Genomic DNA, 11,856 nt, shown 5'->3' with positions numbered 1-11,856 from the left:
CAACTGCTGGATGGTGTCACGGAACAAATCTTTCAGCATGGTGTGCACGTCTTCGATGGTACGGCAATCCTTCGCTAACTCCTTGATCGTCATGTCTCTTTTGTCTTGCATAAATGATCATCTCCTTAATGGGAAGTTTAACCATTTACACAAAACTTTTTACGCTCTCCTCTCGGATGTTTGCACCTTTGTGGCCATCATATAACCCTTATGTATTTTTTCTCGTTCAGGGCTGCTCCAGAATAGTCCATATGGACGGTTTGCCAGTCATCTTCTCCTTCCATTCGAATCGCAAAGCCATTTCTTTGCCAAAAAGTAACGGCCCCAGGCAAAACAGCGGACAACCTTGTACCTTCTCAAGAGACCTCCTGAATAAAAAACCACGGCGAAATAATCCTCTCCCTCTCCTTCTCCTTGCTCCCGCTCTTCCTTCGGGTTATTAATTCTTACTAATGAGAAACTCAAACTCCCGAACCGTATACTCCGGTAGAAAGTCCTTAACCTCATCTAAAATCCCCTTCAATTTTTGCCGCTTTTCATCGCTCATTGACACATAGAATCTTGTGTTATACCCACACATCCATGATTCTACATGCCGCTTGGCCAAATCACGGATTTCTTCTTCCTGAACGGCACATGCCCGTAATAAATAAAGTATGTTGTCTGCCTTGCCAAACTTAGTAAACAAGAAGAGAATGTTTTTCTTCACATAGGGGCGTAAATCATTTACATAAATCCCCCACAGCAGTTCGGCATGACGTAGGTCAATAATATTCGCAAGCACTTGTCTCGCTTCCCGCGATACGCTTGGTTTATCTGATTGTAGGGAGTTGATAAAAACGTCTGTGTAATCTTCTGGATTAAGTATACCTAGTGCTTTCACTGCCGCTCTGCGCGTCCGCGCATTTTCATGACACAAGAACGGAACAATCCATTGTGCATCTGTTTTATCGCCAGTTTCACCCACTCCAGCAATCGCTGCCTGTATCAACCTTTCATTTGTCCCATTCAGTTTTTCTCTGTAAAATGACGAGAAGTCAATTCGCTTATCTTTTAAATAATATCTGGCCATTTCACGAATGGTTTTATGCCGATCAAGAAGAGCAGCAAGCAGTTCTTTGGTAGACTGCTCTGAAAAATGTTCCATATATGTTTGTAATGCCAGTTGCCTAATGGGAGGAAAAACGTCACTCCTGATTCGTTTTAGCCATTGAATTAAACACTCGTTTGAGTAGTTTCTGCAAATGTGTTTAGCTACCTGTAGCCGTATCCAAGCATCAGATTGACGTAATGCTTCTGATATAACTGATTCTTGCTCAATATCAGGAAGGTTGATCGCCAGTTCAAAGCAGAATCGTCGCACAATAGGGGCCTTTGAATGAAAACCGCTTAACAACACTTTCCGATTTTCTGGGTGACGAAACAGACCATATATTTCATCTACGAAGTCAGAGAATTTTTCTCGGTTATAGTATTCGGACAAATGTTTAACCAGATAAATAGCTTCAAGAAAGTGTTTTACATAATCAGGACGAATTCTCTGCTTGAGTGCCTTGAAAGCCATGAAACGGATTTTTGGCAGCCAATCGTTCATGCGGAGAAGCAGAAAAGGAATCTCCTTCCCCGAAAACTGATGCGCCAACATTTCAACCGCTGCTTCCCTCACATACCCATTTCGATGAAAGCTGCATATCCCAATGAAACTAACGTCCGACTCATCGTTGATCCGAATGGCCTTGACATACTCAGGCGACAAATGATGCCATCTTGCCATTTTTTCTTGGTAATGATAAGGGGCTAATCTCCGCATGTATTGGTCAAAACCAATCAAGTTTTGCTTACCATGACGGCAAATAATACTGTGTATGGTATCACGTGCTGTACTTCGCACTGTTTCGCTTGTCTCTATGGCAAACGGCAATAAGAAAGTCAGAGTAAGCATGCTTCTGGAATTGGCTAGCGATTGTAATATTTCAATTTTTCTTGTATCCGATCTTTTAAAAATGTTGAGGAAAGAATTTTTTCCGTAAAGTTCATCGATTAAATCTTGCTCCTCTTTTGACATGTCTCTCATAGTCCTAACCCCTCCAAAAGTAAAAAAAGAGCTACCTTACCGTAGGTAGCTCGATAAACAGACTGTTTCTAAGTTGTAGCCTCGTGATGGCTCCATTCACAATTACCATACGAAAAGTATTGACCGTTTTTTCCGGTCTACAACTTTATTAAGCAGCCTAAAACTATATTATCTCTGAACACAAACCTCTACTCCAACAAATCCTGTTACTCCACCGTCACACTCTTCGCCAAATTCCGCGGTTTATCCACATCCAGGCCGCGCGCGACAGATGCGTAGTAAGCAAGCAATTGCAATGGAATGACGGTCAGAATCGGTGTGAGCATTGGCAGAGTGGCCGGCATGTAGATCACTTCGTCCACAGTCTTCGCCAGGTCGTAGTCGCCTTCCGTCGCGAAGCCCAGGACGTGGGCGCCGCGCGCTTTTACTTCCACGATGTTGCTCACCGTTTTTTCGTAGATGTCTGGTTGTGTAGCCAATGCGACAACCGGAACGTTATCTTCAATCAGCGCAAGAGTACCGTGCTTCAGCTCGCCAGCCGGGTACGCCTCGGAGTGGATGTAGGAGATCTCCTTGAGCTTCAGGGAGCCTTCCAGCGATACCGCGTAGTCCAGGCCGCGGCCGATGAAGAACAGGCTGTTTATCCCTTTTGTACTCTCGGCAAAGCGGCGAACCTGCTCAGCGTCTTCGAGCATGGATGCGATTTTGCCTGGAATTGTCTCCAGATGCTCCACGATAGTCGCTACCTCGGCAGCCGCAAGCGTGCCTTTTACCTGCGCCAGATACAGGCCGAACAGGTACAACGCTACTACTTGGGAGGTGTACGCTTTGGTCGAAGCTACCGCTACCTCAGGGCCGGCCCAGGTGAAGATCACTTCGTCGGCTTCGCGCGCCACAGAGCTGCCTACAACGTTCGTGATCGCGAGCACCTTCACGTTGCTCTTCTTCGCTTCACGCAGCGCAGCCAGTGTGTCTGCTGTCTCCCCGGATTGGCTGATGACGATCATCAAAGTTTTGTCCGTGTAGATCGGGTCGCGGTAACGGAACTCGGAAGCAACCGCTACCTCTACCGGAACGCGGGTCCACTTTTCGATGATGTCTTTGCCGACCAGACCCGCGTGCATGGAAGTACCGCAAGCGACGATGTAGATGCGGTCGTACGTCGCCAGCTCGGCATCGCTCATTTTCAACTCAGGCAAAATCACGCGCTTGTTCTCGCGGTCAATGCGGGCGCCCATCGTGTCGCGAACCGCTTGTGGCTGCTCGTAAATTTCTTTGAGCATGAAAGAATCGTAGCCGCCTTTTTCCGCTTGCACCAGATCCCACTCGACATGGAACAGCTCCCGCTCAATTTTCTCTCCGGTCTCTGCGTTCATCAGTTCCACGCCGTCGCGAGTCAATACAGCCATTTCGCCTTCGTTCAAAATGTAAACGTCACGGGTATGCTCCAGAATAGCCGGAATGTCCGAGCCAATAAAGCTCTCGCCTTGACCTACACCAACAACCAGCGGGCTAGCCAGACGAACAGCTACCAGCTTATCTGGTTCATGCTCGGTCATGATTCCGAGCGCATAGGCACCACGCATGCGTTGCACAGCGCGACGCGCCGTGGACACAATATCCCCGTCGTACATGTCTGCGAGCAGGTGAGCGATGACCTCGGTATCTGTCTCGGAAGTGAACGTGTAGCCTTTTGCCAGCAGTTCTTCCTTCAATGGCAGGAAGTTCTCGATAATCCCGTTGTGAACGACGGCAAAAGACGTTTTGGCGTCGGTATGAGGGTGGGAGTTCTCGTCAGACGGCTTGCCGTGCGTCGCCCAACGTGTATGTCCGATTCCCATGCAACCGGCAAGCGGCCTCGATGCCAGACGATCTTCCAACACAGCCAGACGTCCCTGCGCCTTTGCCAGTTCCAGGCCGTTGTCGTTCACTACCGCGATTCCCGCCGAGTCATAACCGCGATACTCCAGCTTGCGCAGGCCTCCGATCACGATGTCTTGCGCTTGTTTATCTCCAATATATCCAACGATTCCGCACATAAGTGTATGATCCCCTTCCATATTGACGGGGACACAACCCAAAACCAATGGTACGGGGGAGTGCCCCCGCCATTCCATGTTTATGATCTATGTTTTTTCCTTCGTCCGTGGCTGTAAACGTATCATACGCAAAGTTTTGTCCACCAGATCACTCCGGTGCTTTGTCCTTGCGTTCTGCGGCAGTGATACTGCTGCCGGGAGGTATCCGCCGAAATCTTCGATAAACCTCCACCTCGTCCACTGGGCTCCATGTCGGGCAGCCGCAGTGCTGGCGCTTTACGACAGTTGTTTTTTTGTTACTCGATCTGCTTTGTTTTCGTCCGATCCCCTCCAATTTTTTCTAATCGTGCACATGTGCACATGAACACTTTACCACAGATCGATAGGGGCGACAACACCTTCGTCATTTTACATGTATGCAAAAGGGAGTGGCTTCGCACCACTCCCCCAAACATTTTTTACACCAGTTCCTGCTCCACTACGTCGACGATTCGATGCACAAGCCCTTCCAGTTGCGCAGCATCCGGGCCTTCTGCCATGACGCGCACGATTGGCTCTGTGCCGGATGGACGAACCAGCACGCGACCGTTGCCAGCCAGCTCTTCCTCCACTTCGCGAATAGCCCGCTCGATCGCTTCGTTGCCGTTCAGCTTCGACTTGTCCTCTACGCGAACATTGACCAGCAACTGCGGATACTTGACCATCACCTGTTTCAGCTCGGACAACGGCTTGCCCGATTCCTTGATGATGTTCAAAAGCTGCAAGCCTGTCAGCAGCCCGTCACCTGTCGTATTGTAGTCCAGGAAAACAATGTGGCCGGACTGCTCGCCGCCAAGGTTGTAGCCGCCGCGCAGCATTTCCTCGACCACGTAACGGTCTCCTACAGCCGTTTTCGTTGTATTGATGGAGCACTCCTCCATCCCTTTGAAAAAGCCCATGTTGGCCATGACGGTCGTCACAACGGTATTGTTGTTGAGCTTTCCTTTTGCCTTCAATGCACGGGCGCAAATCGCCATGATGTAATCGCCGTCGATGATTTCACCCGTCTCGTCAACCGCGATACAGCGGTCTGCGTCCCCGTCAAAGGACAGACCCAGATCAGCCTTGTGCTTCAGCACTTCCTCCTGAAGACGCTCAGGATGGGTAGAACCGCACTGCTCGTTGATATTGACCCCGTTCGGGTTGGCCCCGATCGTAATGACCTCTGCGTCCACGTCTGCAAACAGACGGGCTGCCAGCGACGAGACAGCTCCATTGGCGCAGTCCAGAACGACCTTCATGCCGTCAAAACGCTCGGATACGGTGCTTTTCAGATGAGAGAGGTACTTTTGTCCACCCTCCAAAAATTCCAATACCGTACCGATCTGTTCTCCTACCGGCCTTGGCAAAGTGTCCTCTGCCGCATCCAGGTATTGCTCTATTTCTGCTTCCACTTCGTCGGACAGTTTGAAACCGTTGCTGCCGAAGAACTTGATTCCGTTATCCGGAAACGGATTGTGGGAGGCGGAGATCATGACACCCGCATCCGCACCCAGTGCACGTGTGAGATACGCCACGCCTGAGGTGGAGATGACACCCAATCTGACCACTTCTGCTCCAACCGAAAGCAAGCCAGCCAAAAGCGCGCTTTCCAGCATCTGTCCGGAAATGCGCGTATCGCGCCCAATCACCACTTTTGGTTTGCCTTCCTGCTTGTTTCTGGTGAGAACGTAGCCGCCAACGCGTCCGATTTTAAATGCCAGCTCGGGTGTCAATTGTGTATTGGCAACCCCACGTACACCGTCTGTTCCGAAATACTTCCCCATGTTTGTCCCTCATTTCCTTCCTTGTGCACACAACAGCTTATGTCTACCTTCGCTTGTTCGTGATTTCGATTGTTACCTTTTTCGGTGCGCTCGCAGAAGTCTTGATATAATCCGGCTGATTGAAAATGTAATTCAGAGGTACCTCGTACACACCAGCCGGCATGTTGCTGACATCTGCTATGACTTGCAAGTCTTCGTGTCTCAATTGATCCAGCACTTGTGCCGCGCCGATGACGTCAAAGTCGATTGTAGACAGCTCCTGACCATCGGTGGACAGCACCTTGGCTTGCATAGTCTCTGACAACCCGCTGATGCGAATCGGGATTTTCTCCAAACGCTTGGTTGTGGACGGAACTACTTTCAGCGATACCTTGAGATACTCCGGTTCTACCTTCACGATGTTATCCATTAACGGTATCTTTAGCTCCAAAAGACGATCTGATGTAATGTTGGCAAGATCGATTTCCGGCCCCGGATAGGTGTTCGCCTTGATCGCGTCAATGACCTCTTTCGGACCGAAAACGGTCACCTCATCCACATTCATATCCATACTAGCCAAACTATAGCCATTTGGCATTTCATTCGTCAAGTTTAATTTCAGTGGCACTTTCACAAAAGGACTCGTGACCGGGATGTTTACCTCTACCGTAAGCGGGATGACATCCGCACCTTGAATCACATTTCCTGACTTGTCCACCACCTTCAGTGGGACTGTAGTCTTAATCGCAGAAGTAGCCCCTTCCAGATCGACAGACGCCTTGACAGCCGCCACTTTGTCTACCTGGCTCTCCGGCACTCTGACCAGTGCCCGGAAAGGCTTGACGATCGGTTCTCCTGCGGTATAGCCGGGAGCTACCTGTCCCAGTTTTTCCACCGTAACCTCCCGCTCCACCGTCTTCTTCTCTTCCAGGGTGATTTCCACGATGTTCGGAATAATGCCCACTTTCACCTCATCCGGGAACCCTTTGTACTGGACTGGCACCTTGTGAGTCCCTTTTCCCAAATTGGTGGCATCGACGTATACTTCCATCGAGTCAGCCGGGAAATAGTTATGACGATAGAACGGGTTGTTGCTCTCCAACGCGACTTTTACCGTTCGCTGCTGCTTGACGACCTGAAAACGGTCTGTATCGTACTTGACATGCAAGGTCACGCCGTCAATAAAGACGGGCTGGCTCGCTTCCGAAGTCGGAGTTTGCTCTGACTCCAGATTGACGACCATCCACATCATGACAGCCAACAGCAGCGCTACGGCCCGTGCAAACCAATGACTGTTCAACCATTTATCCATGTTTTCGCCTCCATTGCCAACGACTGCCAATGGACTTGCCCTTTGACAGAGGCTGGAGCTGTTCGGTCAGCATCTCTGCCAGTTGCGCCTCCGTCAGATTGCGGTTCATCGCGCCATGCGCGGCAAAAGACACTTGTCCTGTCTCCTCCGAAACGATGATGGACATGCCATCCGAGACCTCGCTGACACCGATTGCCGCGCGATGGCGAGTTCCGAGCTCCTTCGAGATGGAGTTGTTCTCAGACAGCGGAAGGTAACAGGCAGCAGCCAAAATGACATCCTTGCGCATAATGACCGCCCCGTCATGCAAAGGCGTATTCGGAATGAAAATGTTGATGAGCAGCTCCGAGCTCACGCGCCCATTGATCGCGATGCCCGTCTCTACGTAATCGTTCAGCCCTGTCTCACGCTCAATGACGATCAAGGCCCCGATCCGCCGCTTCGCCATGTAGGTGACTGCTTTACACACCTCTTGCACCACACGGTTCACCATGTCGTCGTCTTGCAGGCTGCTGGAGCGGGAAAAGAGCTTGCCTCGCCCGAGCTGCTCCAGCGCGCGACGCAATTCCGGCTGGAAGATGATGACCACAGCCAGTACCCCGAAAGTAAAAGCTTGCGACATCAACCAGTGCAGTGTCGTCAGTTGGAAGTACTTGCTGAGCAGCCAGGTGATGACGATCACCATGATCCCCTTCAGCAGCTGTACCGCTCGCGTCCCCCGAATGAGCATAATAATTTTATAAATCACGTATGTAACGAGTAAAATATCCGTTCCATACCGCAGTAAATCCCCATATTCCATCGATATCATAACGAAGCCCCCATATCTCGCTCCATCTAAATCAGGTCAGCCTGTCTCCTGCGGAAAAAGCACGGCTCCCCTGCCGTGCTGTTGATAGCTGTACTCTCTATTTTCTCTTATGGCAAGATCGGAAGCAAGTCATTTCCAATATTTTTCACCTCATACCAGATCCAATCGAAGATCGCTTCAATGGATTCTGTATTGCCGACCACTTGAGCAGTAGAGGCCACAAACACTTTTCCTTCGATGGCCACGACATTTCCTTTTACTTGCCCCTGAACATCCACGTCGCCGTTGCGCACCACCAAATCTCCATCAATGCTCGTTCCGGCTGGCACTACGACGACATTTCGTTCCCGATCTATTTTTAACTTATCCATGTTCGCTGAAGATACCTGCAGTGTATTATCGCGGTCAAACCAGTTCGCGCACAAGCTGCCAGTCATGAGGAACAGAAACACCGCTGCTGCTGTCAAAAACGGATGGTTCCGCAGCCAGCTTGAAAACAGGTTGGCCTTCGTTGGCGCAGGCAATTGGGCAAGTACACGTGCCGTAAAATCAGGAGAAACATGAATATGTGAAGCGCTCTGTACAAAAGCGATGGCCCGCTGCAGCTCGTGCATATGCTGACGGCAGCTCGCACACGTTTTTATATGTGCTTGCAAATGCTGATTGGCTAATTCATCAGTGTCCCCATCCAAATACTCGTGGATGAGAATAATCATTTCCCGGCATTCCATCGTGATTTTCTCCTTTCTCACATCAATCGCAACTTGCTTCGCAACGCTTCCCGCCCTCGGTGAATGCGTGTCTTGATCGTCGTAATGGGAAGTTTTACGATATCGCTGATTTCCTGCAACGACAAATCCTCAATGTAGCGCAAGATCATAATCGAGCGATATTTCGGCTGCAACTGGGACAAAGCTCCCTGTACTGTCTCCTGGAGCTCCTGCGTCACGACTTTGTCTTCCGGTGTTTTCTCACTGGAAGACAGGCGCGAATACCAGTCCATTCCCTGTCCCGGTTCGGTTTCTTCATCCAATGAAAAGTCAGGTCTTTTTTTGCGGCCACGGTCGATACATAGATTGGTTGCGATCCGGTAGATCCACGTGGAGAACTTGTAGCTGTCATCGTACGAATGCAGGTTGGCATACACGCGCAAAAAAGTTTCCTGCGCGATGTCTTCCGCATCCTGGCGGTTTCCCACCATGCGATAAGCAAGCTGAAATATCTTGTCTTTATAAATTTCGATCAACTCGGCAAAAGCTTCACGGTCTCCGCGCTTCGCCCGCTGAGTCAACCGTTTCTCTACAAAATCCATGCGATCCTCCCCACAATACCGTAATCCTATATACGGATGGTATTGCAAATGGTTTCGTTCAAAATGCGTGTTTGTGCAGTTAAATTGTTGGGAAATAGAGGAATAAGGCAACTGCCTGCCTCTATATATTATTGATGATAACTCTTTTATCCCTCCGTTGGAAAGGAGAGTGGGGCCTATGTCGAAGCAGGACGTTCTCCTCCAGATCGAGCAACTGCGCAAAAAGCTCAACGATCAGTATAAGAAGCAGGCTTCCATCACGCCTGAATTACTCGCCCTAAGCGTGCAACTGGACCATCTATTAAACGAACTACATTCTCCATCCTTAGAATGTACTTCTTTCTACCACCAATGTAAAGATGCGTAAAAAGCAAAAGGGGCTATCTCAAAAGTCCTTATTGCGACTTCGAGATGCCCCTTTTGTATTTCAGAAAACGTTAGCGGAATTGCCCCTTGTGGACAACCCCTTTTTGTCCTTGGACTACGACTGGTTACAGCAGTTTATCGCCGAATGCAGAGCTCATCAATGCCACTGCGACACGCGCCGTCATGTTTTCACGGTCGAGAATCGGATTTACTTCCACAAATTCTGCGGAACAAAGAATGTCAGCGTCCGCCAGCATCTCCAGGGAGACGTGCCCCTCCCGGTAAGAAATACCGCCAATCACCGGTGTTCCTACTCCTGGCGCGTCATGCGGGTCCAGTCCGTCCAAATCCAGGCTCAAGTGTACGCCATCGGTGTTTTTGGATACGTGCGCAATCGCTTCATCCATGACGCGGGCCATTCCCAGTTTATCGATTTCGTGCATGGTGAACACTTTTATGCCAATGCGCTTGATGAGATCGCGCTCACCTTGATCGAGATCGCGCGCCCCGATAATTACCACGTTTTCAGGCTGCAGCTTTGGCGCAAATCCGCCGATGTTCGTCAGACGCTTATGCCCAAAGCCCAAGCTCGCCGCCAGCGGCATTCCGTGGATGTTTCCGGATGGAGATGTCTCCCCTGTATTCAGATCTCCGTGCGCATCAAACCAGATGACACCGAGATTTTTCACATGCTTGGCGACACCTGCAATCGTTCCCAGGGCTATGCTATGATCGCCACCCAGCACGAGCGGGAAACGGCCTGCAGTCATGATATCGCTTACAACTTCAGCAAGCTTTTCGTTCGCTTCCACAACTTGATCCAGATACTTGTGGTTTTCTGTTTCCGTAAAACGTTGAGGACGTGTCACAAAAATATCTCCGCGGTCCTCAATATGAAAGCCCATTTTCTCCAAGCGAGCCACAACACCTGCGTAGCGAATGGCACTTGGCCCCATATCTACTCCACGACGATCTGCACCCAGATCCATCGGTACACCGACAATACTCATGTTCTTGTTCATGTAAACGCCCCCCAAATTCCTCGATCATTGTTGCTTCACCCCTATATTGTAGCCGCTGATCGCGAAATGACTCAACTCGACAGGATTTTGCATAAATAATCCGTTTTCTCTCCACGCAAAAAAACGAGCAACCAAAGTGGCTACTCGTTTTGCACAATTCATATGGAGCGGGTGATGGGAATCGAACCCACGCGGCCAGCTTGGAAGGCTGGAGTTCTACCATTGAACTACACCCGCGCAATCTTTTTCGTAAACAGAAAACCCAGCAACAATCGTGAAAAAAATGGTCGGGAAGACAGGATTCGAACCTGCGACCCCTTGGTCCCAAGCCAAGTACTCTACCAAGCTGAGCTACTTCCCGATTTCTCGTTTTACAACGCTTTTCTTCCCTATTTTGCAGTAAAGAAGCGTGCCCTGAGAGATTCGAACTCCCGACCTTTTGATTCGTAGTCAAACGCTCTATCCAGCTGAGCTAAGGGCACATATTTTTCATGCAGAGAAAAAACTGGTGAGCCATGAAGGACTCGAACCTTCGACCCTCTGATTAAAAGTCAGATGCTCTACCAACTGAGCTAATGGCTCGCAAGTGGCTGGGGTACTAGGATTCGAACCTAGGAATGACGGAGTCAAAGTCCGTTGCCTTACCGCTTGGCTATACCCCAATAGCCATGAGTAAAAATGGTGGGGAGAGACGGATTCGAACCGCCGAACCCATAGGGAGCAGATTTACAGTCTGCCGCGTTTAGCCACTTCGCTATCTCCCCATTTTCAGTTAAACAACAAGTGGTGGAGGCTGACGGGATCGAACCGCCGACCCTCTGCTTGTAAGGCAGATGCTCTCCCAGCTGAGCTAAGCCTCCAAAGTGCCCCGCAAAGTGAAGAGGTTGCGTTGTAACAACACCGAACACTTTGCGGGGCCCCAACAACCAGTTGGGTGTATAGGTGACCCGTAGGGGATTCGAACCCCTGAATGACAGCGTGAAAGGCTGCTGTGTTAAACCGCTTCACCAACGGGCCATTATCAAAATCATTTCTGGTGCTCCCGACAGGAATCGAACCTGCGACCTCTTCCTTACCATGGAAACGCTCTACCGACTGAGCTACAGGAGCAAGTGAATGGCTCCTCGGGACGGACT

9 protein-coding genes and 9 tRNA genes are annotated in these 11,856 nt (G+C 50.0%); 1 reads left to right on the top strand and 17 read right to left on the bottom strand.

Going from position 1 to position 11,856, the window contains the following annotated elements:
* Window positions 1-439: 439 nt before the first annotated feature.
* The 7 genes from EDM57_RS06425 to sigW all read right to left on the bottom strand — a co-directional run bounded on the left by EDM57_RS06425 (window position 440) and on the right by sigW (window position 9,332).
* Window positions 440-2,074, bottom strand: coding sequence for a HEAT repeat domain-containing protein (locus EDM57_RS06425; RefSeq protein WP_122903942.1), 1,635 nt, complete (start codon window positions 2,072-2,074; stop codon window positions 440-442).
* Window positions 2,075-2,280: 206 nt separating this feature from the next.
* Window positions 2,281-4,113, bottom strand: a complete 1,833-nt coding sequence (glmS, locus tag EDM57_RS06420) for a glutamine--fructose-6-phosphate transaminase (isomerizing) (protein WP_122903941.1) — start codon at window positions 4,111-4,113, stop codon at window positions 2,281-2,283.
* Between the two features lie 458 nt (window positions 4,114-4,571).
* Window positions 4,572-5,918 carry a phosphoglucosamine mutase gene (glmM, locus tag EDM57_RS06415; RefSeq protein ID WP_122903940.1) on the bottom strand — a complete coding sequence of 449 codons (1,347 nt, stop codon included), beginning with the start codon at window positions 5,916-5,918 and terminating at the stop codon, window positions 4,572-4,574.
* 43 nt (window positions 5,919-5,961) lie between these two features.
* Window positions 5,962-7,209: a CdaR family protein gene (locus tag EDM57_RS06410; RefSeq protein WP_122903939.1), complete on the bottom strand. Its 1,248-nt coding sequence runs from the start codon at window positions 7,207-7,209 to the stop codon at window positions 5,962-5,964.
* Window positions 7,202-8,020, bottom strand: coding sequence for a diadenylate cyclase CdaA (gene cdaA, locus EDM57_RS06405; RefSeq protein ID WP_122903938.1), 819 nt, complete (start codon window positions 8,018-8,020; stop codon window positions 7,202-7,204). Before cdaA ends, EDM57_RS06410 begins: the two co-directional genes overlap by 8 nt.
* Window positions 8,021-8,127: 107 nt before the next feature.
* A complete protein-coding gene (locus EDM57_RS06400) occupies window positions 8,128-8,751 on the bottom strand; it encodes a zf-HC2 domain-containing protein (protein WP_122903937.1) in 624 nt (207 codons plus the stop codon).
* A gap of 17 nt (window positions 8,752-8,768) precedes the next feature.
* Window positions 8,769-9,332: an RNA polymerase sigma factor SigW gene (sigW, locus tag EDM57_RS06395; RefSeq protein ID WP_005832275.1), complete on the bottom strand. Its 564-nt coding sequence runs from the start codon at window positions 9,330-9,332 to the stop codon at window positions 8,769-8,771.
* A 178-nt stretch (window positions 9,333-9,510) separates the two neighbouring features.
* Here sigW and EDM57_RS06390 point away from each other — a divergent pair, with 178 nt between their 5' ends.
* Window positions 9,511-9,699, top strand: coding sequence for an aspartyl-phosphate phosphatase Spo0E family protein (locus EDM57_RS06390; RefSeq protein ID WP_122903936.1), 189 nt, complete (start codon window positions 9,511-9,513; stop codon window positions 9,697-9,699).
* A 124-nt stretch (window positions 9,700-9,823) separates the two neighbouring features.
* On the opposite strand, the gene rocF is transcribed toward EDM57_RS06390, so the two are convergent.
* The 10 genes from rocF to EDM57_RS06340 all read right to left on the bottom strand — a co-directional run bounded on the left by rocF (window position 9,824) and on the right by EDM57_RS06340 (window position 11,830).
* Window positions 9,824-10,720 carry an arginase gene (rocF, locus tag EDM57_RS06385; RefSeq protein ID WP_122903935.1) on the bottom strand — a complete coding sequence of 299 codons (897 nt, stop codon included), beginning with the start codon at window positions 10,718-10,720 and terminating at the stop codon, window positions 9,824-9,826.
* A gap of 163 nt (window positions 10,721-10,883) precedes the next feature.
* Window positions 10,884-10,957, bottom strand: a tRNA-Gly gene (locus EDM57_RS06380).
* A 47-nt stretch (window positions 10,958-11,004) separates the two neighbouring features.
* Window positions 11,005-11,081 (bottom strand) — tRNA-Pro (locus tag EDM57_RS06375).
* A gap of 47 nt (window positions 11,082-11,128) precedes the next feature.
* Window positions 11,129-11,202: transfer RNA gene (locus EDM57_RS06370), tRNA-Arg, on the bottom strand.
* 24 nt (window positions 11,203-11,226) lie between these two features.
* A tRNA-Lys gene (locus EDM57_RS06365) sits at window positions 11,227-11,302 on the bottom strand.
* A gap of 5 nt (window positions 11,303-11,307) precedes the next feature.
* Window positions 11,308-11,382: transfer RNA gene (locus EDM57_RS06360), tRNA-Gln, on the bottom strand.
* A gap of 17 nt (window positions 11,383-11,399) precedes the next feature.
* A tRNA-Tyr gene (locus EDM57_RS06355) sits at window positions 11,400-11,484 on the bottom strand.
* 20 nt (window positions 11,485-11,504) lie between these two features.
* A tRNA-Val gene (locus tag EDM57_RS06350) sits at window positions 11,505-11,580 on the bottom strand.
* Between the two features lie 83 nt (window positions 11,581-11,663).
* A tRNA-Glu gene (locus tag EDM57_RS06345) sits at window positions 11,664-11,737 on the bottom strand.
* Between the two features lie 17 nt (window positions 11,738-11,754).
* Window positions 11,755-11,830 (bottom strand) — tRNA-Thr (locus EDM57_RS06340).
* Window positions 11,831-11,856 lie beyond the last annotated feature (26 nt).

It is taken from the genome of Brevibacillus gelatini (assembly GCF_003710935.1).
In the GTDB taxonomy this organism is placed as follows: domain Bacteria; phylum Bacillota; class Bacilli; order Brevibacillales; family Brevibacillaceae; genus Brevibacillus; species Brevibacillus gelatini.
This window is presented reverse-complemented; position numbering and strand designations above follow the sequence as displayed.